This is a genomic window from Isoptericola sp. MSGPD8_1_ISO-PGPR-S23-394 (assembly GCF_058072785.1).
Map to the genome: position 1 here is coordinate 1,530,508 of NZ_CM176517.1, position 23,032 is coordinate 1,553,539.

Sequence of the window (23,032 nt, forward strand, 5' to 3'; positions counted from 1 at the left end):
ACACGACGGGCCGTGGCGTCCTGCCACGGCCCGTCGTGCGACCTCGGAAGGCACCTCGATGACCGATCTGCAGCAACCCGGCGCCACGAGCGCCACCGCCGGCCGCCCGGCGACGGGCTCCGGCGCCACGAACCCTCCGGGAGCGCCCACGCCTCGCCGGCCCCGTCCCGACGAGTCCCCGGCACGCCGGTACGGGGCAGGGTTCCTCGTCAAGCTCGCGCTGATGGCCGTCGTCGACGCGTTCGGCGTCTACGTGGTGTGGTCGGCGTGGGTCGCCGAGTCCTGGGTGATCCTGGGAGCGATGGTGGCGATGCTCGCCGTCGCGAACTGGGTGTACTTCTCCCGGCGCACCGTGCCGCTGAAGTACGTGCTGCCCGGTCTGATCTTCCTGTTCACCTTCCAGATCTTCACGATCGCGTACACCGGATGGGTCGCCTTCACGAACTACGGCGACGGCCACAACTCGACCAAGGAAGACGCGGTCACCGCGCTGCTGGCGCAGAACGAGCGCCGCGTCGAGGGCTCGCCCAGCCTGCCCCTGACGGTCGTGACCGACGGCGACGACCTCGGCTTCGCCGTCGTGCGGCCGGACGGCACGACGGCCGTGGGTGACGCCGACGACGCCCTCGCCCCGGTGGACGCCACCGTCACCGACGGGCAGGTCGCCGCCGTCGACGGCTGGGACGTGCTGACCCGCCAGGAGGTCCTGGAGCGCCAGGACGAGGTCACCGACCTGCGGGTCCCGCTCTCCGACGACCCGAACGACGGGTCGGTGCGCACCCAGGACGCCCGCACCGGGTACGTCTTCACCCCGACCCTCGTCTACGACGAGGCGGCCGACACGATGACGGACACCACCACCGGGGCCGTCTACACGCCGAACGACGAGGGGCAGTTCGAGGCCGCCGACGGCTCCACGCTGCAGGTGGGCTGGCGCGTGCTCGTCGGGTTCGACAACTTCACGACGGCGTTCAGCGACTCCCGGTACGCCGGCCCGTTCTTCCAGGTCGTGGTCTGGACGTTCGTCTTCGCCTTCCTGTCCGTCGCCACCACGTTCCTGCTCGGGATGTTCCTGGCGACGGTGTTCAACGCCCCGATCCGTGGACGCCGGATCTACCGCACGCTGCTGATCCTGCCGTACGCCATCCCCGGCTTCGTGGCGCCGCTGCTGTGGTCGGGTCTGCTCAACCGCAGCTTCGGGTTCGTCAACCAGGTACTGCTCGGCGGCGCGGCGATCCCGTGGCTCACCGACCCGTGGCTGGCGAAGTTCTCGATCATCGCGGTCAACCTGTGGCTCGGCTTCCCCTACATGTTCCTCATCTGCACCGGGGCGCTGCAGTCCCTGCCGTCCGACGTGATGGAGGCCGCGAAGATCGACGGTGCCGGCCGCCTGCGCACGTGGCGGTCGGTGACGATGCCGCTGCTGCTGGTCTCGACGACACCGCTGCTCATCTCCAGCTTCGCGTTCAACTTCAACAACTTCGCGCTGATCTACATGCTCACCGGGGGAGGTCCGAGGTTCGACGACGCCTCCGTGCCGCTGGGCCACACCGACATCCTCATCACGATGGTGTACTCCGTGGCGGGCCTCGACGGCAGCGCACCGAAGAACTTCGGGCTCGCCAGCGCGCTGTCCATCGTCATCTTCGTGATCATCGCGACGATCTCGGCCATCGCCTTCAAGCGGACCCGCTCGCTCGAGGAGATCAACTGACATGACCGCCACCATGCTCCCCGAAGGTCGTGCCGCCGGTCGCCCCGTGCCGAGCGCCGCCGACCGTCGTCGGACCCCCGGCCGTTGGTTCGCCGACACCGGCTGGCGCCATCTCGTCGGCGTCGTGTTCGTCGTGTACGCGGTCTTCCCGATCGTCTACGTGCTGTCCGCCTCGCTGTCCGCCGGCGGGACCCTGACCGGCTCCAACCAGCTGTTCGACACGATCAGCGGTGCCAACTACGCCGCGCTGGGCGGAACGGCGTTCTGGTCGTGGTTCGCCAACTCGGTCCAGGTGGCCGTCGTGACGGCGATCGGCACGGTGCTCATGGGCGCCGCCGCGGCGTACGCGTTCAGCCGCTTCCGCTTCGAGGGGCGCCGCGCCGGGCTCACGACGTTGCTCATCGTGCAGATGTTCCCGCAGATGCTCGCCTTCGTGGCGATCTTCCTGCTGCTGATCAGCCTCGGCGAGGTGGTGCCGGCGCTCGGGCTCAACTCGAAGGTCGCTCTCGTGTGCGTCTACCTGGGCGGGGCGCTGGGCGTGAACACGTTCCTCATGTACGGGTTCTTCAACACGATCCCGCGCGAGCTGGACGAGGCGGCGAAGATCGACGGTGCCACGCACGCCCAGACGTACTGGACGATCATCCTGCGCCTGGTCACCCCGATCCTCGCGGTGGTCGCGCTGCTGTCGATCATCGCCACGTTCGGCGAGTTCGTCATCGCCCGGGTGCTGCTGCAGTCCGAGTCGAGCTGGACCCTCGCCGTCGGCCTCTACTCCTGGGTGTCCAGCCTGCTCGAGGCGAACTGGGGTCTGTTCGCGGCCGGGGCCGTGATCTCGACCGTCCCGATCCTCGCCCTGTTCCTGTTCCTGCAGAAGTACATCGTCGGTGGGCTGACCGCCGGGTCGGTGAAGGGCTGAGGAACGTCGGCGCCGGCTGTGGCGGTGGTCACACCCTGCCTCTAGCCTGGGCTCATGACCGATCACACGCGCAGCTTCACCCCGGATCTGCGGCGGATGACCGATGCCGCCGACGACTCGTTCTCCGTGCGCCGCGCGTACGGTGAACCCTACGAGCACCAGGGCCACCTGATCGTCCCCGTCGCCAAGGTCTGGGGCGGGATCGGCACCGGTTCCGGGGGTGGCGCGGGCACGGGCGCCGGTCACGGTTCCGGCCAGGGGACCGGCACCGGCAAGGGCTCGGGCCACCTCGCCGGATGGTCCCGCTCCTTCCAGCGTGGCACCCCCCAGCCGTCCGACTCCGGGGACCCCGGCGACGGCTCGGACGCCGGTGACGCCTCCGGTGACGCCCAGGGCGAGATCCGCGGCGAGACCCACGGAGAGGGGTCCGGCGAGGGCGGTGGCGGCGGCGGTGGCTACGGTCTGCAGGTCAAGCCGCTCGGCGTCTACGTCGTCTCCGCCGAGGGCGCCCGCTGGCAGCCCGTGCTCGACCTGAACAAGGCGATCCTCGGCGGACAGATCGTCGGGATCGCGATCGCGCTCGCCGCCGGGTGGGCGATCGGCCGCCGTCGGCGCTGAGGTCCCTCCTCGGTCGGCGGGCGGCCCCGACCGAGAGGATCGCATGACCCCCGTACCGCACCTGCTCGACCTGCCGCACCACGACGGGTCGTCCGTGCACGTGGCCGGCGGCACACCCGCCCTCGGCGACACCGTCCCCGTCCGTGTCCGGGTGCCGAAGGCGTCCGGCGTCCGCGGCGTCTGGCTGCGGTCCGTGCGCGACGGCGAGCCCCGGGTCACCCCTGCGCGGCACGACGGCGGCACGGCGGACGAGGACGTCTACGTCGCGGACGTCGTGGTCCACAACCCCGTCACGCCGTACCGCTTCCTCCTGGACTCCCCGGGCGGCTACCGCTGGCTCGACGGTCGCGGCGTGCACGACCGCGACGTCTCCGACGCCGGCAGCTTCCGCCTGACCACGCACGCCCCCGCGCCCTCCTGGCTGGCCGACGGGCCGGTCTACCAGATCTTCCCCGACCGGTTCGCCCGCTCGGCCGCGGCGGCGTCGCGTCCGGTGCCGGACTGGGCCGTCCCCGCCGCCTGGGACGACGAGCCCGCCGGCGACGGGGCGCTCGCCGGCACCCAGCTCTACGGCGGCGACCTCGACGGCATCGTGGCGCACCTCGACCACCTGGCCGCCCTCGGCGTCGGCACCGTCTACCTCACCCCGGTGTTCCCCGGCCGGTCCAACCACCGCTACGACGCCTCGACGTTCCACCAGGTGGACCCCCTGCTCGGTGGCGATGCGGCCTACGCCCGGCTCGCACGAGAGGTCCATGACCGGGGCATGCGGCTGATGGGCGACATCACCACCAACCACACCGGTGAGGGACACGAGTGGTTCACGCGGGCGCTCGCGGACGCCGGTTCTGCCGAGCACGAGATGTACGTGTGGGCGCCGCCCGGCGGCCCGGACGTCGCCGCGACGCCGGACGGGACGGGGTACGCCGCCTGGCTCGGGTTCGGGTCCCTGCCCAAGCTCGACTGGTCCGCGCCGGAGACCTGGCGACGCATGGTGACCGGCGACGGCGCGCCGATCACCCGGTACCTGCGCGAACCGTTCCGGCTGGACGGCTGGCGGGTCGACGTGGCGAACATGACCGGCCGGTGGGGCAGCGCCGACCGGGCGCACGCCGTCGCCCGCGAGCTGCGAGCCGCCGTCGTGCGCGAACGCCCCGACGGGGCGCTGGTCGCGGAGCACTTCCACGACGCCACCGCGGACCTGCAGGGTGACGGCTGGCACGCCAACATGAACTACACCGGGTTCACCCGTCCTGCCTGGTCGTGGCTGGCGGTGGACGGGTCCCCGGCCGGCGCTCACGGGCTGCCGGTCGGAGCCGTGCGTCGCCCCGGCCACGCGATGGTGGCCGCGATGCGCGAGTTCGACGCGGCGGTGCCCTGGAGCGTGACCGCACGCCAGTGGAACCTGCTCGGTTCGCACGACACGCCGCGGCTGCGCACCGTCGTCGGTTCGGCGGCGCTGGTCGAGGTCGCCGCGACGCTGCTGTTCACCTATCCCGGCACACCGGTCGTCTTCGCCGGCGACGAGGTGGGCGCCACCGGCGACAACGGTGAGCACGCGCGGACCACGATGGCCTGGGACCAGGGCGCCCGTGGGGGCGGGCCGCGCTGGGACGACGCCACGTTCGCCGTCTACCGGCGTCTGTCCGCGCTGCGGCGCGGCTCGTCCGCACTGCGCGACGGCGGCATCCGGTGGGCGGTCGTGGCCGACGACGCCGTGGCGTTCCTGCGGGAGTCGCCCACCGAGCGGGTGCTCGTCGTGCTGGCTCGCGGCCCGTGGGAGGGTGCGGTGCTGCCGCGCCACGTGCTGGCGCCGGGCGCGTCGCCGGAACCGTTGTACGGCGACGTCGGCCTGCGGGTCACGGCCGACGGGATCGTGGTGCCGGGCGACGGCCCCGGCGTCGGCGTCCACCGTCTCGGCTGACCCCGACCTGTCAGACTCTCGTGGCAGCACACCCCCGTCACGTCCTGACAGGCCGGGGAGCATGGGGCATCGTGGGTCTCCCGAGCGTTTCCCCGGACGGAGGTCGCGATGGACGGTGTCACGGTGCTGCAGGACCTGTACTCCCGGATCGGCCCGACCGTGCATCGTGCGGTCGACGGCCTGCCGGACGACGCGCTGACGGCGCGGCTCGACCCGGAGGCGAACACCGTCGCCTGGCTCACCTGGCACATCGGCCGGGACCAGGACGTCCAGGTGGCCGCCGCCGTCGGGCGCGACCAGGTGTGGTCGCGCGGCTGGGCCGACCGGTTCGACCTGCCCTTCGGCCCGGACGACACGGGCTACGGGCACACGCCGGAGGACGTCGCCCGGGTCGGCGGGCCCACCGAGCTGCTGCTCGGCTACGTCGACGCCGTGGCGGCCGAGTCCGCCGACGTGCTCGCGCACCTCGACGACGACGCCCTGGACGAGATCGTCGACGACGCCTGGGAACCGCCGGTCACGCGCGGTGCCCGGCTGGTGAGCGTCGGTCTGGACTCCCTGGAGCACGCCGCGCAGATCGCCTACCTCCGCGGCGTCCTGGAGCGCACGGGCCGGGCGTAGCCGCGCGGGGCTGTGGGAGCATCGGGGCGTGGCCACCGAGCAGATCGCGATCATCTCCGACGTCCACGGCAACCTCACGGCGCTCGACGCCGTCCTGGCGGACATCGCGGCCCGCGGGATCCAGCGCATCGTCAACCTCGGTGACGACGTCGGCAAGGGACCGCGGGGCCGGGCCGTCGTCGACCGCACCACGCAGGTGTGCGAGGTCAACGTCCGCGGCAACTGGGACGACTTCCTGCCGCAGATCCGCGACGACGGCGCGCCGGAGATGGTGTGGTGGCGCGACGAGGCCGGCCCCGAGCGGCTGGCGGCGATCCAGCGCCGCCCGCGGAGCCACGACCTGCGGCTCTCCGGCCGGCGTGTCCGGCTGTTCCACGCCTCGGCGACCAGCGTCCACGTGCGCGTGCACGTGGAGCACACGCGCGAGGAGTTCGACGGCATGTTCGCCGCGACGGAGCTCACCGGCGCGGGCCCCGGTCCCACGGTGGTCGGCTACGGCGACGTCCACGCCGCCTACCAGCGGACGCGCCGCGGCCGGACGCTGTTCAACACGGGCAGCGTCGGCAACGCCCTCGACGAGCCGAGCGCCAGCTACGCGATCCTCGACGGCGTGCCCGACGCCGTCGAGCCCGGCCCGTTCGGCCTGCAGATCGTCCGCCTGCCCTACGACGTCGAGGCCGAGCTCGCCGTCGCCCGCGAGGTGGGCATGCCGCAGTACGCCGCGTGGGAGCAGGAGCTGCGGACCGCCGTCTACCGTGCGCTGCAGCCCACCACATAGGTGTCGTGGGCGCGTCGGTCCCGCTCGGTAGGCTGCTCCCCGTGCAGACGTTCTCGCAGGACGCGTTCGACCCGACCGTCGTCGGGACCGGGCCGCGCCCCGCCCCGGGCGAGGAGGGCACGGCGTCGTACACCGACGCCGACACCGAGCGCTGGGCCGCGGAGCCGCCCAAGACCAAGCACCGCACACCGTTCGAGCGCGACCGCGCCCGCGTCGTCCACTCCTCCGGGCTGCGGCGCCTCGGGGCCAAGACGCAGGTGCTCACCCCCGGCAGCGACGACTTCGTGCGGACCCGCCTCACGCACTCCCTCGAGGTGGCGCAGGTCGGTCGCGAGATGGGCCGCGCCCTCGGGTGCGACCCCGACCTCGTGGACACCGCCTGCCTGACGCACGACCTCGGTCACCCGCCGTTCGGGCACAACGGCGAGCGGGCGCTCGCGCACATCGCCGCGGGCATCGGCGGGTTCGAGGGCAACGCCCAGACGCTGCGGCTCCTGACGCGCCTCGAGCCCAAGATCATCGCCGACGACGGCGCCCCCCGCGGACTGAACCTGACGCGCGCCTCGCTGGACGCGAGCGTCAAGTACCCGTGGCGCCTCGGCGAGGGGCCGCCTCGTCCCGACGGCCGGTCCACGCACAAGTTCGGCGTGTACCCGGACGACGCCCCGGTGTTCGCCTGGTTGCGCCAGGGCGCGCCGCGCGGGGGAGTGCGCTGCATGGAGGCCCAGGTGATGGACCTGGCCGACGACATCAGCTACTCGGTGCACGACGTCGAGGACGCCGTGGTCGGCGGCCGGGTGGACCTGCGCCTGCTCGACGACGAGTCCGAGCGCGCCCGCGTCGTCGAGCACGTGCGGTCCTGGTACGGCGACTGGCACGACCCCGCCGCGCTCGACGCCGCGCTGTGCCGGCTGCGTGACACCGGCTACCTGGTCACCGACTTCGACGGGTCGCGGCGGTCGCTCGCCGCGCTCAAGGACGCGACGAGCCAGCTCATCGGGCGGTTCAGCGGCGCGGCACAGCGCGCGACGCGCGACGTCTACGGCGACGGCCCGCTCACGCGGTACTCCGCCCGGCTCGTGGTGCCGGACGAGACGGCCGAGGAGATCCTCGCCCTCAAGGGCGTCGCCGTCACCTACGTCATGGCGCCGCGCGAGTCCGAGCCCGTCTACGGTGCGCAGCGCGAGATCGTCGCGGACCTGGTGACCGCGATCGCGGACCGCGCGCCGGTCGCCCTGGAGCCGGCCTTCGCCGCCGACTGGTCCGAGGCGGCCGACGACGGGGCCCGGCTGCGCGTCGTCGTCGACCAGGTGGCCTCGCTCACGGACGTCTCGGCGATGCAGCTCCACGCGCGCCTGGTCCGCAGGCCCTGACCCCCGTTGTGGGTATGAAGTCTCCCGCTTCGCCTCGCTTCACGCGGGAGATTTCATACCCACAGCGATCGCGGGGCGCTCGCGCGGGCCGGGGCGTCCTGCGGGCATAGACTCCCTGCGTGGCTGGGCTGATCAAGCGGGAGGACGTGGAGGCGGTACGCGAGCGCGCGCGCATCGAGGAGATCGTCTCGGCGCACGTCACCCTCAAGCCCGCCGGCGTGGGTTCGATGAAAGGACTCTGCCCGTTCCACGACGAGCGCACGCCCTCCTTCCACGTGCGGCCCGGCGTCGGGCGCTGGCACTGCTTCGGCTGCGGTGAGGGCGGCGACGTCATCTCGTTCGTCCAGAAGATCGACGGCATGGGTTTCACCGACGCCGTCGAGCACCTCGCCGACCGGGTCGGTGTGCAGCTGCGCTACGAGGACTCGCGCACCGGCGGCGCGGCATCGCGTGGCCCGCGGGAGGAGCCGGGGCGCCGGCAGCGGCTCGTCGAGGCCCACCGGGTCGCCGCGGAGTTCTACGCCGAGCAGCTCTTCGCCCCCGGGGCGCAGGCCGCCCGGGCGTTCCTCGCCGAGCGGAGCTTCGGCAGGGCCGACGCCGAGACGTTCGGTCTCGGGTTCGCCCCCACGGGCTGGGACTCCCTCATGCGGCACCTGCAGGGGCGGGGGTTCACCCAGCCGGAGCTCGTCGCGTCGGGTCTGGTGAGCCAGGGCCAGCGCGGGATCTACGACCGGTTCCGCGGCCGTCTCGTCTGGCCGATCCGTGACGTGACGGGTGCGGTCATCGGGTTCGGGGCGCGCAAGCTGTTCGACGAGGACCAGGGACCCAAGTACCTCAACACCCCCGAGACCAGCCTGTACAAGAAGGCGCAGGTGCTCTACGGCATCGACCTCGCCAAGCGGGCGATCGCCCAGTCGAAGCGTGTGGTGATCGTCGAGGGGTACACCGACGTGATGGCCGCGCACCTGTCCGGCGTGGAGGTCGCGGTGGCGACCTGCGGCACCGCGTTCGGCGGCGACCACGCCAAGGTGGTGCGGCGTCTCATGGGGGACACCACCGCCGGGGGCGGCCTGCAGCTCGCCTCGGGCGCATCGCTCGGCGGAGAGATCGTCTTCACGTTCGACGGAGACGCCGCGGGACAGAAGGCGGCGATGCGTGCGTTCGGCGAGGACCAGCGCTTCCACGCCCAGACGTTCGTGGCGGTCGAGCCGAGCGGCATGGATCCGTGCGACCTGCGCATGGCGCGCGGTCCCGACGCGGTCCGCTCGCTGGTGGACGGGCGGGTGCCGCTGTTCGAGTTCGTCATCCGCACCACCCTGGACGGGTTCGACCTCGATACCGTCGAGGGTCGCGTGGGAGCGCTGCGCTCGGCGGCACCCCTCGTGGCCGGCATCCGCGACCGGTCGATGCAGCTCGGCTACAGCCGCTCGCTCGCGCGCTGGATCGGTCTCGACCCGGAGGAGGTGCGCCGGGAGGTGGGTCGTGCCTCGACGCGTCCGGACCGGGCCCGACGGCGGGACGACCGCGAGGTGCGGGGCCCGCGGCAGGACGCGCCGCCGTCGGGCACGGAGAGCGGGCCGGTCGCTCCGGTGGTGACCGCGCCGGACCCTCGCGACCCGGTGGCGCGCATCGAACGGCTGGCACTCGTCGTCGCGCTGCAGTACCCGCAGCACGTGCCCCAGCACTTCGACACGCTCGGCGAGGAGGCGTTCGCGACCCCGGCGTGGCGGGCGGTGCACGCCGCGATCCGGGCTGCCGGGGGAGTGGCTGCCGGCCGCGACGTCGCCGGGAGCCGCTGGGTGGAGACCGTGGTCGACGAGGCGGGCGAGGCCGTCGGTCCGTTGGTGACCGAGCTGGCCGTCGCGCCGGTGCCGGAGGACCGCGAGGACGTCATCGCCGCGTACGTGGCCGACGTGGTGCGCAAGGTGATCGACCTGGGTCTCACCCGGCGGATCGCGGACGCCAAGAGTCGCGTGCAGCGCCTGGACCCGGCGCGGGACGGCGACGCCTACTACGAGGCGTTCGAGCGGCTCGTGGCCATCGAGAAGGAGCGTCGCGAGCTGCGCGACAGCGCGTAGGTCCTGTGCGGTCGCGGGGACCCGGACTCCTGGGCACGATGGGCGCACCCGACACGCCCGACAGAAGGAGGCCCCGATGTCTGCTGCCAAGCACGTGCCCACCTACACCGTGCCGTCGCTGACGCCCGAGGACGGCGCGAAGGTCGCCGAGATCCTCCAGGACCGGCTGAACTCGCTGACCGACCTCCACCTGACCCTCAAGCACGTCCACTGGAACGTCGTGGGACCGCACTTCATCGCGGTGCACGAGATGCTCGACCCGCAGGTCGACGCGGTGCGTCTCATGACGGACGCCACCGCGGAACGGATCGCGACGCTCGGGGCGGAACCGCTCGGCACGCCGGGTGCGCTCGTCGCGTCCCGCACCTGGGAGGACTACCACCTCGGGCGGGCCACGGCGATCGAGCACCTCGGGGCGCTCGACGAGGTGTACCAGGGTGTCATCACCGCGCACCGGGAGGCTGCGAAGGCGACCGAGGAGCTCGACGACGTCACGAACGACATGCTGATCGGCCACCTGGGCGAGCTCGAGCAGTTCCACTGGTTCGTGCGGGCGCACCTCGAGTCGGCCAACGGCAAGCTGTCCACGGCCGGAGAGACCACCGAGCTGGGGGCGGCGCGCGCCGCCCAGGACGGCGCCTGACGCCCGTCACTACGCCGCACGCGGCGGGGCGGCCTCGGACCGCCCCGCCGCGCGGCGTTCACGCGTCTGACGTCGGTCGGCCGGCATGAGCGTCGCCAGGAGCACCAGCACCGCGGCGCAGGCCGCCAGGACGATGAACACGACGTGCATCGCGGACATCAGCCCGGGGCCTTCCGGGACGCCGTCGGCCCCCACGGTGGTGCGCGAGTTGACGATCGCGCCGCAGACGGCGACGCCGACGGCCGAGCCGAGCGACCGCGCGAACATGTTGGTGCCGGTCACGGCGCCACGCTCCGAGAAGGACGCCGACGACTGGGCGGCGATCAGCGTGGGTACGGCCGTCAGGCCCATGCCCGCACCGACGAGGAAGCACACCCCGGCGACGGCGACGATCGCGGACGAGGCCCCGAGGAGCAGGGCGAGCGTGAGGCCGGTGAGCACCAGCGCGGACCCTATCGTCGCGGTCAGCCGGAACCCGAGCCGCAGGTAGAAGTGCCCGGCGTTGGTCGCCGACAACGGCCACCCGACCATCATCGCCGCCAGCGTGAAACCGGCCACCAGCGGCCCGACGCCGAGCACCCCCTGCGCGTAGATCGGGATGTAGGTCGACAGCGCCAGCACGATGACACCGACCATCAAGGAGACGGCCGCGGGGACGGCGACGACGCGCCGGCGCAGGACGGTCAGGTCCAGGATCGGGTGCCGCGTGCGGCGGACACGGAGCACGAAGCCGGCGAACAGGGCCGCAGCGGCGACGAAGATCCCCACGGACGCGGTCGAGTCCCAGGGCCAGGTGCTGCCCCCCTCGAGCAGCCCCAGGAGCAGCAACGTGCTGGCGCCGGTCAGCAGGGCCGCGCCGGCGTAGTCGATCGGTTCGCGCGCGCCGTCGCGCGGGGTCTCCTGGTAGTGGCGCACGAGCATCCAGGCGGCGAATGCGCACAGCGGGATGTTGACGAAGAAGATCCAGCGCCAGCTGACGAACTCGGAGAACACCCCGCCCAGCGTGGGGCCGACGACCGACGAGATCGCCCACACCGAGGCGAGGTAGCCCTGCGTCCTGGCGCGCTCCTCGAGCGTGTAGATGTCCGACGCGATGGTCAGCGACGCCGGCATGACGGCGCCCGCGCCGAGGCCCTGCAGGACCCGGCCCGCGATGAGGGCCCCCATCGACCACGCCGCCCCGCAGAGCACGGAACCGAGGAAGAAGAGCGCGACACCGCCCAGCATCATGCGTTTGCGGCCGAGCACGTCCGTCAGCCGCCCGGACAACGGTGTGCCGACCGCCTGGGCGAGGAGATAGGTGGAGAAGAGCCAGGGGAGCTGTTCGAAGCCGCCGAGCTCCCGCGCGATCGTGGCCGACGCCGTCGCGATGATCGTGGCGTCCAGGGCGACCAGCGCCGTCGACAGCATGAGCGCGAGGAGGATCGGTCCGCGTTCGGAGCGCAGTCCGACGGAAGTTCTGGAGCCCACGTCCAGGAACAAGTCACGGACCGACGTCCGGTATTCCGCCGGGGCCGGATCCGGTCCGTGACGCACGGAAGCCCTGAGGCCCGCTCGGGGCGTCAGGGCTTCCTGTCGTGCTCCCGCGACTGGACTTGAACCAGTGACCGTCCGATTAACAGTCGGATGCTCTGCCAGCTGAGCTACGCGGGATCGGTGATCCGTCCTCGGCGAGTGTTCCTGCCGATCGGCGAACCGGGAAAAACAATACCAGGTTCACAGGGGTAGTCCGCACGCGCCACGGAGCCTCGACTCGGTGGCGTTCACCACGCTCGCCACCGCGGGGTCGGCGAGGTCGACGGCCCCGCCGGCGACCGCCTGCGAGAACAGGGAACCGTCGGGGGCGCGGCGGACGGCGATGCGGACGCTGCCGCCCGGGACGTCCACGGTCTCGGCCAGGACGACGGACCACAGGACGCGCTCGTGCAGCACGGCCGGCAGGTTCGTCCCGCGCGGCTCCACCAGGCGCAGGCGGAGATCGGGTGCGGCATCGACCCACTCGACCGTGAGGACCGACCGTTCCGGGTCGAAGGCGGCGCGGTCCACGTCGCACCACGGGCGGCGCAGCGTCACCTTCGCGTCGTCGGCGACGACGGCGAGACCCGCCGTCGTCGCCACGGCGTGGCCACCGTCGGCCAGCTCGGCTGCCGCCAGGTGCCGTTCGTCGCGGCGGACGGGCACGGCGCGACGGGCGGCGGGCGTGAGCTGACGGCGGCGCGAGAACATGCGCCCACGGTAGCGGTCGTGCGGGCTGCTCCTGCGGCACGATGGAGCCGTGGCAACTCATCATGCGGGAGACCCGGACGCGCCGGGTCTTGTCGAGCACACCGAGCGTCATCGTGACGGAAGCGTCCGGGGGACCGGGCACCTCCTCGACGGCGAGCTGCACGGCTACTGGGAGTGGTTCCGCGTGGACGGGACGCGGATGCGCTCCGGTCACTTCGACCACGGCCGCAGGGTGGGGGAGTGGACCACCTACGACCGCGGCGGCGAGGTGTACAAGGTCACCACGATGGGCTCTTGAGGACGTCCTGGCCGGGGTGCGTCGAGAGTCGCACGCTCGTATCGTCGAAAGTCCCCGGACAGAGGAGGTCGTTCATGGGTATCGGCGACAAGGCCAAGCACGCTGCCGAAGAGGCCGCGGGCAAGCTCAAGGAAGGCGCCGGGAAGGCGTCGGACGACGAGAAGCTCGAGGCCGAGGGCGAGGCCGACCAGTCGAGGGCCAACCTCAAGCAGGCCGGCGACGACGTCAAGGACGCCTTCAAGAAGTAGCGACGCCCGGAGCGCTCGCGACGCGTGTCAGTGAGCACGCGTCGTGAGCGCCTCCGTCGGGAAGCCCGCGACGATGTAGTCCCAGACCGCCTTGGCCTCCTCCAGCACGAACTTGGGCTGCTGCTCGAAGAGGAGCAACGAGGGCAGGGTCCACCACGTGATCGCCTTGGTTCCGGCCGCGGCGTTGGCGGTGTACATGATCCGGTGGTAGCCGTCGACGTGGGTCAGGCCGAAGTAGTGGCCGAGCTCGTGGGCCAGGACGTACTCGAAGATGAGGTCGGGGACGCGGTCCAGGACCGACACCCCCGACGTGAAGCTCCCGGGGAACGGGGTGCCGTCGACCCCGGTCGCGTCGTCGAGGTGGGCGCTGAGCCCGATGAGCGTGCCCGCGTAGGCGAAGACCGTCCCGGCGTGCGGCGTCGGCAGGTCCTGGCGCGCACCTGCCGGGTCGACGCGCTCGTTGACGCGGCGCAGCACGTCGATGTCGTAGTCGTCCTGGCTGGCGGTGAGGACGACGTAGGCCGGGTCGGTGACCTCACGCTCGTCCAGCGTGAACCGGTAGATCAGCCCCAGCTCGCGCGACCGCTCGGCACAGACCGACGTCTTGTGCCGCAGGGTGCTCTCGCTCATCGGGAAGATCCGGAAGCTGCGGCCGCCCCTGTCCCGCAGATACGCGTCGACCTGGGCCTCGTCGGCACCCACGACCTCCGGACGACCGCGCCGCCAGAAGTCCTCGCTGTCGTAGCCGGCCAGCACGCGGACGTCGATGTCGAGCTCCGGGTCCTCGTGCCAGCGCACCAGGTCGGGGACACCGCCGTCGGGCCCTGTGCGGTCGGAACGGACGAACGTCCGTGTGGCGCGGCCCTGCAGGCGCAGCCCGAAGGCGCCATGGTCGACGCCCGTCGCGCGACGTGCTGCCGCCAGGGCCTCGGGGTCCCTCGCGAAGCGGCGGGCGAGCAGCTCGCGCACGTGGTCCCGCAGCCGTGACTCCTGGATCTCCTCGCGCACGAAGTCGACGGTGTCCAGCAGCAGGACGACGCGCACCAGCCCGAGCACCGCGACGATCGCGCCGCCGACGATCGTGACCAGACCGTCCCAGACGCGCGCCCAGTTCCAGGTGAAGACGCCCACGACGACGTCCCATAGACCGGTCGCGAGCGCGACGACCAGGTCGACGGCGATGGAGATCACCGTGCACACGGTGCGGGTCACCCAGCGCCCCACGGTGACCATGACCCAGCGCACGACCTTGACCAGCACCGTCACCAGCCAGCAGAAGAGCTTGTTCAGGCAGAGGGTCCACCAGTTGCACTCCTCCTCGCGGCACCGTTGCTCCTGCTGCTCCTCCCACTCCTCGAGGGGACGGGAGACCTCTTCCTCGATCCATTCGTCGATGTCACGGCAGATCTCTGCCATCGGACTCACCTCGACCGGTCAGCGAGCCGGGCCCGACTGCGCAGCTCGCCGCGCAGTCGGGCCCGGCTCGCGGCGAGGCCGGCCAGCTTGCCGCCGACGGCGGCGATCATCAGGAGCGCGGTCGACCCGAGCACTCCGGGCCGGGTGATGTCCACGGCGATCGGCACCAGCCAGAGGGCGACGGCAGTCAGTGCGAGGAGGCTCTCGCCCCACCGGCACCCGCAGTCGTTGGTGCTGCGCCGGATGCGGTGTGCTGCCTCGGCCGCCTCGTCGAGGGTCAGCCCGGAGACATGGACCCGGACCTCGTCGACGCGACCTCGGTGCAGCCAGGTGGCGTGCTCCAGGACCTCGGCGAGGTCGGTCGTGTCGTCGAGGACGAGCACGGAGCGTGCGGTGTCCATAGTGGGAGGGAGCATCCGTGGCGCCCTCCTGATACCAGGGGAGAGGTCGGTGCCCCGTGCCGGACTTGAACCGGCGACCGATCGATTATGAGTCGACTGCTCTGACCAGCTGAGCTAACGGGGCGCGGCGCGAGCCTACCGGAACGGCACGAACCCGCCGCTGTGACGTGTCGCCGTCGAGGGCCTGGATGCCCCAGGTCACGACGTCGGCGTGGAAGAATGTCCGCCATGGCGATGCGAGAGATCCGGGTGGTGCCCGACCCCGTGCTGCGCACGGCGTGCGACGAGATCACGACGATCGACGACCGGGTCCGCGGGCTCGTCGACGACCTGCTCGAGACCGTCGACGCGGAGGGGCGGGCCGGCCTGGCGGCCAACCAGATCGGGGTGAACCTGCGGGCGTTCTCGTGGAACGTCGACGACGAGATCGGCTACGTGCTGAACCCGCGCCTCGTGGACGTCTCGGAGGAGATCCAGGACGGCGACGAGGGCTGCCTGTCCGTGCCCGGGCTTTACTACCCGACGACCCGCGCCTGGTACGCCCGGGTCGAGGGGACCGACCTCGACGGCCGGCCGGTCGTCGTCGAGGGGACGGATCTCATGGCCCGCTGCCTGCAGCACGAGTGCGACCACCTCGACGGCAAGCTCTACCTCGACCGGTTGGAGCGAGGCACCCGCAAGAAGGCGATGCGGGAGCTGCGCGAGCGCCTCTGAGGTGCCTCAAATGTCGGAATCCCTCTCGCGGACGCGCCGGGGGTCAGGCAGGATGTGAACGACAACGCAACACGACACGCCGTATTGACGCGCTGACCAGGAACTTCACGGGTACTGAGGACGTAGGGGAAGACGGACCTCGGAAACCCAGGGAGGACAAGATGGCTGGCGCAATCACCCGCGGTGTGCTGTTCGTGCACTCGGCACCGCGCGCGCTCTGCCCCCACCTCGAGTGGGCGGCAGGCAATGTGCTGGGCGGAGACGTGTCGCTCGACTGGGCACCCCAGCCTGCCGCACGGGGGCTCTATCGGGCGGAGTACCCGTGGCAGGGCACCCAGGGCACGGGTGCTCGACTGGCGTCCGCCCTGCGCGGGTGGGACCACCTGCGCTACGAGGTCACCGAGGACGCGAGCCACGGTGCCGACGGCGCCCGGTGGTCGCACACCCCCGAGCTCGGTCTCTTCCACGCGATGACGGACGTGCACGGCAACGTCGTCGTGCCCGAGGACCGGGTGCGCAGCGCGCTGGAGAGCCACCACGAGCCGCACGCGCTGCGTGCCGCCATGGACCTCGTGCTCGGCAGCGCCTGGGACGACGAGCTCGAGCCCTTCCGGTACGCCGGCGCCGGCGCGCCGGTGCGCTGGCTGCACCGCGTCGGCTGACGTCGACCCCGGTGGCCGGTCCCCGAAGGGCCTGTCACCGGGGGGCGAGCTCACCCTCGACGCGTTGCGGCTCCGCGTCGACGTCGTCCGGGACAGCGACGGGCGTCCCGCGCACGCGTCGAGCGAGACGTGACGTGCGTCGTCGGACCTGCCGCTCGATCGCGGCGAACGTCGCGTCCCGCACGAACAGACAGTCGCCCGCCATGATGAAGAGCGAGAAGAACGGCAGCCCCATCGCCACCGCGATGCCCGTGTGCATCGCGAAGACACCGAGGATCGCGATGATCCGTGTCCAGCGCTGCAGCAGCATCAGCGGGAAGAACAGCTGGATGAACACCGAGAAGTAGGTCACGGCGGCCACCATGAACGGGTTGGCCACGAGCAGGTCGGCCAGCCACGGCCACGGGCGGTAGTGCGACAGCTGCAGCGGGTAGTAGATCGCCGTGCCGTCCTGCCAGCGCAGGCCCTGCGCCTTGTACAGGCCCGAGGCGACGTAGATCAGGCAGATCTGCGCGCCCGCCATGACGATCGCGAAGTTGTGCAGCAGCGTCCCCAGCTGGACCGCCCGCGCGTTCGCCGCCTCGGAGCCGAAGCGTCCGAACGGACGCGGGACGCCCCAGCGCGCGACCGCCCGGGCGCGTCGGCGAGCGTCGAGCGACCAGCGGCCCCCCAGGTCGGCGAAGCACAGGTACAACAGCAGGATGCGGAAGATGTTGTCGCTCTGGTCGCCGGTCAGCGGGTTCGACTCAAGCAGGCTGACCCAGAGCACGAGGAAGACCGGGGTCACCCACCGGCTGCGCCACCCGACGGTCACGAGTGCGGCCAGGAGAGTGAGGAGGACGTACGCGATGGTGAGCTGCACCGAGCCCAGCCCCCCGGCGAACACGGTGAAGGGCGCCTCGAACCCGCCGTTGTCGTCGAGCGGAGCGGCCCACCGTGCCGCCTGGCCCCACAGGTACTCACGGTTCGGCAGGTGCGTCAGCAGGAAGACCAGGGCACCGCCGCCGAAGGCGATCCGGACGAGTGCGCTGCCGTACGTGGCACGACGGCGGTCGCTCACCCAGGCGAGCGCCCGCTCGCCGAGCTCGCGGGCCGGACGGACGGCAGCTGTGACGCTCATCCCTGGAACCTCTCGATCGCCTCGTCGAACGCATCCGAGTCCTGCCGGGGGAACTCGTACATCGGGCGACGCCCGAACGTGTACGTCGTCGGTTCCGACGGCGCACCGTCGCGCTGCAGGAACGGGGTCGCCCGCTGCCGGACCACCCGGAACTGGACGTACACCGGATCGACCTCGGTCGCCGTGGCGCGCGCGAACTCGGTGGCGTAGGCGGCCATGACCTTGTCGTACTGGAGGACGAGCTCGCGTCGGGCGGCGGACGACGACCCCTCAGCGGCGTCCAGGGCCTCGGCCAGGCGGGGCCAGGCGTCCTCGTGGTAATGCTGGCCCAGCACCTCCAGCTCGTCGTCCGAGAGCTTCGAGAACTGGGCGTGGGCCCGCGCGGCCAGCATCCGCGTCGGCCGGCTCCCGCGGTTGGGGAGCAGATGGTGCGTGAAGTTGGCGGTGATCTCCAGATCGGTGACGTCGACCCAGGCGGTGGCCTCGAGATCGGCGTCGAGGGCCCGCACCTCGAGAGAGTTGCCGACGTTGATGGGCGTCGGGGCGAACAGCGACCAGTTCTGCTGGAAGACCGGGTCCATGGCCGACTCGAGCGGGTCGTCGGCAGCGCGACTGAACGCGTTCTCCGGTGCGATCCACAGGAACGTCGCCGCCGTGTGTGCGGCGACGACGAGCCCCAGCACCCCTGCGACGATCACCACCCACGCGGGTCTGCGGGTGCTCGTCTCGGTCACTGTCTCCCCTGAGCTCGGTCGGGCGGTACGTGCCCGACGACCCGGCGCGACGGACGTCGCACCGGGTCGTCGGTCATCCTGCGGTCGTCGGACTCAGTCGGTCACCGACAGCGTACGACGCTTGGCCGCGCGCAGTGCCACCGCGCCCGCACCGGTCAGGAGGAACGCGATCGCGAGATACGTCGCGACCTCCGAACCGGTCTTTGGGAGCATGCCACCCCCACTGGAGTAGGTGGGCGTTCCACCTGACCCACCGCTGCTTCCCGAGCCACCTGTGCCGTCGACACCGGTGTCCCCGCCCGTACCGCCGGGGTCGGACGGTGTCAGGGCGACCTGGAAGCTCGCGACGACGGAATCATCCTCCTCGACGCTCGTGGCGGTACCCGTGTGTGTTCCCGCCTCGAAGTCCGCCGGCACGACGAACGTCCAGGTGACGTCGCCGCCGTCGTCGGCCTCCTGGACCGAGAGGACCAGTGGCTCGGAGTTGATGACGGCCTGAACCTCTTCGCCAGGCTCGAAGCCCGACGCACTGAAGGTCTGCTCCTCGCCGCGCTCGACCTGGGGCTTGTCGAACGCTGCCGACAGGTCACGGTCCTCGGTTCCGTCGACTTCGACGCCGTCAACTTCAACGCCGTCGACCTCGACGCCGTCAACTTCAACGCCGTCGACCTCGACGCCGTCAACTTCAACGCCGTCGACCTCGACGCCGTCAACTTCAACGCCGTCGACCTCGACGCCGTCAACTTCAACGCCGTCGACCTCGACGCCGTCAACTTCAACGCCGTCAACTTCAACGCCGTCAACTTCAACGCCGTCAACTTCAACGCCGTCGACCTCGACGCCGTCAACTTCAACGCCGTCAACTTCAACGCCGTCAACTTCAACGCCGTCGACCTCGACGCCGTCAACTTCAACGCCGTCGACCTCGACGCCGTCAACTTCAACGCCGTCGACCTCGACGCCGTCAACTTCAACGCCGTCGACCTCGACGCCGTCAACTTCAACGCCGTCGACCTCGACGCCGTCAACTTCAACGCCGTCAACTTCAACGCCGTCAACTTCAACGCCGTCAACTTCAACGCCGTCGACCTCGACGCCGTCAACTTCAACGCCGTCAACTTCAACGCCGTCAACTTCAACGCCGTCGACCTCGACGCCGTCAACTTCAACGCCGTCGACCTCGACGCCGTCAACTTCAACGCCGTCGACCTCGACGCCGTCAACTTCAACGCCGTCAACTTCAACGCCGTCGACCTCGACGCCGTCAACTTCAACGCCGTCGACCTCGACGCCGTCAACTTCAACGCCGTCGACCTCGACGCCGTCAACTTCAACGCCGTCGACCTCGACGCCGTCAACTTCAACGCCGTCGACCTCGACGCCGTCAACTTCAACGCCGTCGACCTCGACGCCGTCAACTTCAACGCCGTCGACCTCGACGCCGTCAACTTCAACGCCGTCGACCTCGACGCCGTCAACTTCAACGCCGTCGACCTCGACGCCGTCAACTTCAACGCCGTCGACCTCGACGCCGTCGACCTCAACGCCGTCGACCTCGACACCGTCGACCTCGGTGCCGCCGTCGGTGATGGTCAGGGGAGCTTCTGCTTCCTGGCCGGTGGTGTCGTCGATGCCAGCGGCGGTGTAGTCGCCCTCGGCGGTGTCGCCCGGGATGGTCACCGGGGTGGTGAAGGCTCCCTCGGCGTCGGTGGGCACGTCCTCGACGGTGGCGATGACGGTGCCTTCGGAGTCGCGGATCTCGACCGTGACGGTGGCGTCCGGGGTGTAGCCGGTGCCGTCCACGGTGACGGTGTCACCGGGTGCGGCGGTGTCCGGGGTGACCGCGACGGCCAGGTCCAGGACGACCTCGGCGATGGTCAGGGGAGCTTCTGCTTCCTGGCCGGTGGTGTCGTCGATGCCAGCGGCGGTGTAGTCGCCCTCGGCGGTGTCGCCCGGGATGGTCACCGGGGTGGTGAAGGCTCCCTCGGCGTCGGTGGGCACGTCCTCGACGGTGGCGATGACGGTGCCTTCGGAGTCGCGGATCTCGACCGTGACGGTGGCGTCCGGGGTGTAGCCGGTGCCGTCCACGGTGACGGTGTCACCGGGTGCGGCGGTGTCCGGGGTGACCGCGACGGCCAGGTCCAGGACGACCTCGGCGATGGTCAGGGGAGCTTCTGCTTCCTGGCCGGTGGTGTCGTCGATGCCAGCGGCGGTGTAGTCGCCCTCGGCGGTGTCGCCCGGGATGGTCACCGGGGTGGTGAAGGCTCCCTCGGCGTCGGTGGGCACGTCCTCGACGGTGGCGATGACGGTGCCTTCGGAGTCGCGGATCTCGACCGTGACGGTGGCGTCCGGGGTGTAGCCGGTGCCGTCCACGGTGACGGTGTCACCGGGTGCGGCGGTGTCCGGGGTGACCGCGACGGCCAGGTCCAGGACGACCTCGGCGATGGTCAGGGGAGCTTCTGCTTCCTGGCCGGTGGTGTCGTCGATGCCAGCGGCGGTGTAGTCGCCCTCGGCGGTGTCGCCCGGGATGGTCACCGGGGTGGTGAAGGCTCCCTCGGCGTCGGTGGGCACGTCCTCGACGGTGGCGATGACGGTGCCTTCGGAGTCGCGGATCTCGACCGTGACGGTGGCGTCCGGGGTGTAGCCGGTGCCGTCCACGGTGACGGTGTCACCGGGTGCGGCGGTGTCCGGGGTGACCGCGACGGCCAGGTCCAGGACGACCTCGGCGATGGTCAGGGGAGCTTCTGCTTCCTGGCCGGTGGTGTCGTCGATGCCAGCGGCGGTGTAGTCGCCCTCGGCGGTGTCGCCCGGGATGGTCACCGGGGTGGTGAAGGCTCCCTCGGCGTCGGTGGGCACGTCCTCGACGGTGGCGATGACGGTGCCTTCGGAGTCGCGGATCTCGACCGTGACGGTGGCGTCCGGGGTGTAGCCGGTGCCGTCCACGGTGACGGTGTCACCGGGTGCGGCGGTGTCCGGGGTGACCGTGACCGCGAGGTCCAGCACCTCGACGGCTCGTACCGTGGAGGAGGCCAGGTCGACCTGGGCGAGCGGCGTACCGCCCGGCAGCAGCGTGAGCGTCAGTGCCCGCTGCGTGAAGGACTCGGTACCCGTCGGGTCGTGCGCCGGGAGCTCGCCCGGCTGCTCCTGGACGTTCGCCACCAGGCTCACGACGGTGTTCAGGGCCTGGAGTGCCGGCGACAGCGCCGCCAGCGTCGGGTCGACCACAGTGGTGTTGATGGTGCCCGCCAGCGTGCTGACCAGTCCGGTGCTCTCGTCGAAGAGGACATCGTTCAGCGGCCCCGCGAGTGCGTTGGTGAGGTCCCCGAGCGGGAGGGTCACGGGGAGACCGGCCAGCGAGATCGTGATGGACGCGTCGCCCGGGTCCACGGTGCCGCCGACGACGTCGCCGACCGTGCTGTCGAGCGTGATGTCGAGCGCGGTGAGCCCGCCGACGAGGCTCCCCTGCGCGGTGAATGTCAGAGCCGCCGCCTGCAGCGCCGTGTCGACCGCGTCGACGAGAGCGAGCGTCAGGTCGTCCAGAGCGGCACTGAGACCGTCCGTGATCGCTGCTAGCGCATCCGCGGACAGCACCTCGGTGTTGGGGTCGAACCCGTTCAGCGAGCCTTCGCCACCCAGGATCGTGTCGAGGTCCACGTCGATCGTGCCTGCCCCGACGTTGATGACCACACCCTCGTCACCGAAGTCCTGATCGAGCACAGGGTCCAGAGCAGCTTCGGTGTCGAGGGTGATCGCCGAGTCGACGGTCAGCTCGGAACCCAAGGCCGCGAGTACTGGTGCGAGCGCGTCGATCGTCCCGAGCGCGTCGGAGAGAAGTCCCTCCGGTCCGACGAGCGATCCCACCGCGTCGTCGACCTCGGGCACGACCTCGTCGTCGACGAGTGTCGCGATGCCGGAGACGGCCGGGCTCTCCATCTGGAACGTCGAGCCGGCGATCTGGTAGTCGCCGACCGGTTCGCCGTCAGGCGCCCACGTCGCGGTGCTGGACAGTGCACCGAGCTCGAGGTCGAGCTGCGAGAGCACGTCGTCGAGCCCGGCGTCCGCAAGCAGTGGCGTCAGGGTGACGTTCGCGTCGGACGGGAACTCGGTGCTGCCACCGACCTCGATCGCGCCCTGGTCGCTGACCGCACCGGACGCAGCAGCCGCGCCGGTGTCGTCCGCGGACGCGTACTGGTTCACGGCGCCGAGCTCGATGAGCCCGGTGTCCCCGAAGAGCGACAGCCCACCACCCAGGTCGACCGAGAGTGCGTTGAGGACGTCGGCCGCGAGTGGGTTGGTCTCGAGCTCGCTGCCCGACGGGTACTCCGCCAGGGCTCCCTCGACCGTGGCGAGATCGTCGAGGTCGATGGTCCCAGCGCTCCCGCCGAGGAACTTGCCGAGGGCTTCGCTGTCGTCCGTCGGTGCCGCCGAGGCGGCAGGGACGCCCGCCAGCGCGGCAGCTCCGGCGACACCGGCGGCCACGGCGAACGCGGCAGCGCCCTTGCCGTGTCCATGCCTCGATCGTCGTCTTTGGCGAGGTGGTGGTGG

General features: G+C 71.3%; 20 protein-coding genes and 2 tRNA genes. 13 read left to right on the plus strand and 9 right to left on the minus strand.

The genetic code is table 11. The features are described from left to right. Positions 1–58 precede the first annotated feature (58 nt). The 9 genes from AC3RJ8_RS06770 to AC3RJ8_RS06810 all read left to right on the plus strand — a co-directional run bounded on the left by AC3RJ8_RS06770 (position 59) and on the right by AC3RJ8_RS06810 (position 10,668). A complete protein-coding gene (locus AC3RJ8_RS06770; protein WP_489715146.1) occupies positions 59–1,714 on the plus strand; it encodes an ABC transporter permease subunit in 1,656 nt (551 codons plus the stop codon). 13 nt (positions 1,715–1,727) lie between these two features. Further along, positions 1,728–2,633, plus strand: a complete 906-nt coding sequence (locus tag AC3RJ8_RS06775; RefSeq protein ID WP_489715597.1) for a sugar ABC transporter permease — start codon at positions 1,728–1,730, stop codon at positions 2,631–2,633. A gap of 54 nt (positions 2,634–2,687) precedes the next feature. After that, the gene (locus AC3RJ8_RS06780) at positions 2,688–3,251 is read left to right on the plus strand and encodes a hypothetical protein (RefSeq protein ID WP_489715147.1); all 564 of its coding nucleotides are present in this window, start codon (positions 2,688–2,690) and stop codon (positions 3,249–3,251) included. A 43-nt stretch (positions 3,252–3,294) separates the two neighbouring features. Continuing rightward, positions 3,295–5,175: a glycoside hydrolase family 13 protein gene (locus AC3RJ8_RS06785; RefSeq protein ID WP_489715148.1), complete on the plus strand. Its 1,881-nt coding sequence runs from the start codon at positions 3,295–3,297 to the stop codon at positions 5,173–5,175. Between the two features lie 108 nt (positions 5,176–5,283). Continuing rightward, entirely contained in the window at positions 5,284–5,796 is a 513-nt protein-coding gene (locus AC3RJ8_RS06790; protein ID WP_489715149.1) for a mycothiol transferase, read from the plus strand. Between the two features lie 28 nt (positions 5,797–5,824). After that, positions 5,825–6,574 (plus strand): metallophosphoesterase family protein, encoded by a 750-nt coding sequence (locus AC3RJ8_RS06795; protein ID WP_489715150.1) that lies wholly within the window; start codon positions 5,825–5,827, stop codon positions 6,572–6,574. Positions 6,575–6,615: 41 nt separating this feature from the next. Then, a complete protein-coding gene (locus AC3RJ8_RS06800) occupies positions 6,616–7,947 on the plus strand; it encodes a deoxyguanosinetriphosphate triphosphohydrolase (protein ID WP_489715151.1) in 1,332 nt (443 codons plus the stop codon). A gap of 119 nt (positions 7,948–8,066) precedes the next feature. After that, positions 8,067–10,025 carry a DNA primase gene (gene dnaG, locus AC3RJ8_RS06805; protein WP_489715152.1) on the plus strand — a complete coding sequence of 653 codons (1,959 nt, stop codon included), beginning with the start codon at positions 8,067–8,069 and terminating at the stop codon, positions 10,023–10,025. Positions 10,026–10,101: 76 nt separating this feature from the next. Continuing rightward, entirely contained in the window at positions 10,102–10,668 is a 567-nt protein-coding gene (locus tag AC3RJ8_RS06810) for a Dps family protein (protein ID WP_489715153.1), read from the plus strand. A gap of 9 nt (positions 10,669–10,677) precedes the next feature. Here AC3RJ8_RS06810 and AC3RJ8_RS06815 read toward each other — a convergent pair whose 3' ends face one another. The 3 genes from AC3RJ8_RS06815 to AC3RJ8_RS06825 all read right to left on the minus strand — a co-directional run bounded on the left by AC3RJ8_RS06815 (position 10,678) and on the right by AC3RJ8_RS06825 (position 12,894). Next, positions 10,678–12,138 (minus strand): MDR family MFS transporter, encoded by a 1,461-nt coding sequence (locus AC3RJ8_RS06815; protein WP_489715154.1) that lies wholly within the window; start codon positions 12,136–12,138, stop codon positions 10,678–10,680. 110 nt (positions 12,139–12,248) lie between these two features. After that, positions 12,249–12,321 (minus strand) — tRNA-Asn (locus tag AC3RJ8_RS06820). Positions 12,322–12,384: 63 nt separating this feature from the next. Continuing rightward, positions 12,385–12,894, minus strand: coding sequence for a hypothetical protein (locus AC3RJ8_RS06825; protein WP_489715155.1), 510 nt, complete (start codon positions 12,892–12,894; stop codon positions 12,385–12,387). Between the two features lie 49 nt (positions 12,895–12,943). On the opposite strand from AC3RJ8_RS06825, the gene AC3RJ8_RS06830 reads away from it, so the two are divergent. Then, positions 12,944–13,192: a toxin-antitoxin system YwqK family antitoxin gene (locus tag AC3RJ8_RS06830; protein ID WP_489715156.1), complete on the plus strand. Its 249-nt coding sequence runs from the start codon at positions 12,944–12,946 to the stop codon at positions 13,190–13,192. A gap of 74 nt (positions 13,193–13,266) precedes the next feature. Beyond that, on the plus strand, positions 13,267–13,440 hold the full coding sequence (locus AC3RJ8_RS06835; RefSeq protein WP_489715157.1) for a CsbD family protein: 174 nt from the start codon (positions 13,267–13,269) through the stop codon (positions 13,438–13,440). Between the two features lie 27 nt (positions 13,441–13,467). Here AC3RJ8_RS06835 and AC3RJ8_RS06840 read toward each other — a convergent pair whose 3' ends face one another. The 3 genes from AC3RJ8_RS06840 to AC3RJ8_RS06850 all read right to left on the minus strand — a co-directional run bounded on the left by AC3RJ8_RS06840 (position 13,468) and on the right by AC3RJ8_RS06850 (position 15,381). Then, positions 13,468–14,856, minus strand: a complete 1,389-nt coding sequence (locus AC3RJ8_RS06840; RefSeq protein WP_489715158.1) for a hypothetical protein — start codon at positions 14,854–14,856, stop codon at positions 13,468–13,470. A gap of 5 nt (positions 14,857–14,861) precedes the next feature. After that, the gene (locus AC3RJ8_RS06845) at positions 14,862–15,257 is read right to left on the minus strand and encodes a hypothetical protein (protein ID WP_489715159.1); all 396 of its coding nucleotides are present in this window, start codon (positions 15,255–15,257) and stop codon (positions 14,862–14,864) included. A 50-nt stretch (positions 15,258–15,307) separates the two neighbouring features. Continuing rightward, positions 15,308–15,381 (minus strand) — tRNA-Ile (locus AC3RJ8_RS06850). Positions 15,382–15,485: 104 nt separating this feature from the next. On the opposite strand from AC3RJ8_RS06850, the gene def reads away from it, so the two are divergent. Together def and AC3RJ8_RS06860 are read left to right on the plus strand one after the other, a co-directional pair. After that, on the plus strand, positions 15,486–15,971 hold the full coding sequence (gene def, locus AC3RJ8_RS06855) for a peptide deformylase (protein WP_489715160.1): 486 nt from the start codon (positions 15,486–15,488) through the stop codon (positions 15,969–15,971). Positions 15,972–16,132: 161 nt separating this feature from the next. Further along, entirely contained in the window at positions 16,133–16,633 is a 501-nt protein-coding gene (locus tag AC3RJ8_RS06860; protein WP_489715161.1) for a DUF3145 domain-containing protein, read from the plus strand. Positions 16,634–16,667: 34 nt separating this feature from the next. On the opposite strand, the gene AC3RJ8_RS06865 is transcribed toward AC3RJ8_RS06860, so the two are convergent. The 3 genes from AC3RJ8_RS06865 to AC3RJ8_RS06875 form a co-directional block, all read right to left on the minus strand. Continuing rightward, complete coding sequence (locus AC3RJ8_RS06865; protein WP_489715162.1) at positions 16,668–17,753, minus strand: HTTM domain-containing protein; 1,086 nt, start codon at positions 17,751–17,753, stop codon at positions 16,668–16,670. Beyond that, complete coding sequence (locus AC3RJ8_RS06870) at positions 17,750–18,454, minus strand: DUF5819 family protein (RefSeq protein WP_489715163.1); 705 nt, start codon at positions 18,452–18,454, stop codon at positions 17,750–17,752. The genes AC3RJ8_RS06865 and AC3RJ8_RS06870 overlap by 4 nt, the downstream gene beginning before the upstream one ends. Positions 18,455–18,580: 126 nt before the next feature. Next, positions 18,581–22,966, minus strand: coding sequence for a choice-of-anchor G family protein (locus AC3RJ8_RS06875; RefSeq protein WP_489715164.1), 4,386 nt, complete (start codon positions 22,964–22,966; stop codon positions 18,581–18,583). Positions 22,967–23,032 lie beyond the last annotated feature (66 nt).

Coding starts and splice junctions, on each gene's coding strand:
- AC3RJ8_RS06770 (WP_489715146.1), top strand. CDS start 59: ATGACCGATCTGCAGCAACCCGGCGCCACGAGCGCCACCGCCGGCCGC.
- AC3RJ8_RS06775 (WP_489715597.1), top strand. CDS start 1,728: ATGCTCCCCGAAGGTCGTGCCGCCGGTCGCCCCGTGCCGAGCGCCGCC.
- AC3RJ8_RS06780 (WP_489715147.1), top strand. CDS start 2,688: ATGACCGATCACACGCGCAGCTTCACCCCGGATCTGCGGCGGATGACC.
- AC3RJ8_RS06785 (WP_489715148.1), top strand. CDS start 3,295: ATGACCCCCGTACCGCACCTGCTCGACCTGCCGCACCACGACGGGTCG.
- AC3RJ8_RS06790 (WP_489715149.1), top strand. CDS start 5,284: ATGGACGGTGTCACGGTGCTGCAGGACCTGTACTCCCGGATCGGCCCG.
- AC3RJ8_RS06810 (WP_489715153.1), top strand. CDS start 10,102: ATGTCTGCTGCCAAGCACGTGCCCACCTACACCGTGCCGTCGCTGACG.
- AC3RJ8_RS06825 (WP_489715155.1), bottom strand. CDS start 12,894: ATGTTCTCGCGCCGCCGTCAGCTCACGCCCGCCGCCCGTCGCGCCGTG.
- AC3RJ8_RS06835 (WP_489715157.1), top strand. CDS start 13,267: ATGGGTATCGGCGACAAGGCCAAGCACGCTGCCGAAGAGGCCGCGGGC.
- AC3RJ8_RS06840 (WP_489715158.1), bottom strand. CDS start 14,856: ATGGCAGAGATCTGCCGTGACATCGACGAATGGATCGAGGAAGAGGTC.
- AC3RJ8_RS06845 (WP_489715159.1), bottom strand. CDS start 15,257: ATGGACACCGCACGCTCCGTGCTCGTCCTCGACGACACGACCGACCTC.
- def (WP_489715160.1), top strand. CDS start 15,486: ATGGCGATGCGAGAGATCCGGGTGGTGCCCGACCCCGTGCTGCGCACG.
- AC3RJ8_RS06860 (WP_489715161.1), top strand. CDS start 16,133: ATGGCTGGCGCAATCACCCGCGGTGTGCTGTTCGTGCACTCGGCACCG.
- AC3RJ8_RS06865 (WP_489715162.1), bottom strand. CDS start 17,753: ATGAGCGTCACAGCTGCCGTCCGTCCGGCCCGCGAGCTCGGCGAGCGG.